This is a genomic window from Rathayibacter sp. VKM Ac-2856, assembly GCF_013205055.1.
Taxonomy (GTDB): Bacteria; Actinomycetota; Actinomycetes; order Actinomycetales; family Microbacteriaceae; genus Rathayibacter.
On sequence record NZ_JABMLF010000009.1, the window covers coordinates 1 to 607 of the forward strand.

Here is a 607-nt window from a genome sequence, read left to right on the forward strand (position 1 = left end):
GGTTTACAACCCGAAGGCCGTCATCCCCCACGCGGCGTTGCTGCATCAGGCTTTCGCCCATTGTGCAATATTCCCCACTGCTGCCTCCCGTAGGAGTCTGGGCCGTGTCTCAGTCCCAGTGTGGCCGGTCACCCTCTCAGGCCGGCTACCCGTCGTCGGCTTGGTGAGCCATTACCTCACCAACTACCTGATAGGCCGCGAGTCCATCCTTGACCGAAAAACTTTCCACCCGCACCCGATGCCGGGGCAGGTCGTATCCGGTATTAGACGCCGTTTCCAGCGCTTATCCCAGAGTCAAGGGCAGGTTACTCACGTGTTACTCACCCGTTCGCCACTAATCCACCCAGCAAGCTGGGCTTCATCGTTCGACTTGCATGTGTTAAGCACGCCGCCAGCGTTCGTCCTGAGCCAGGATCAAACTCTCCGTAAAAAAATTACGAACACCAACCCCGAAGAGAAGGCGCTCAAGTTTGACCTCTAGCAAATAAGACATCATTACTGACATCAATTTCCAAAGGAACCCAACCGGATCACAAGACCCGGACGGGGTTATAAATTTGGCATTGAACATAGTGCACGCTGTTGAGTTCTCAAGAATCGGACACAT

At 54.5% G+C, this 607-nt stretch carries 1 rRNA gene; it reads right to left on the minus strand.

Going from position 1 to position 607, the window contains the following annotated elements:
• Positions 1-430, minus strand: a 16S ribosomal RNA gene (locus tag HQQ82_RS19470); the annotation flags it as partial.
• Between the last annotated feature and the right edge of the window lie 177 nt (positions 431-607).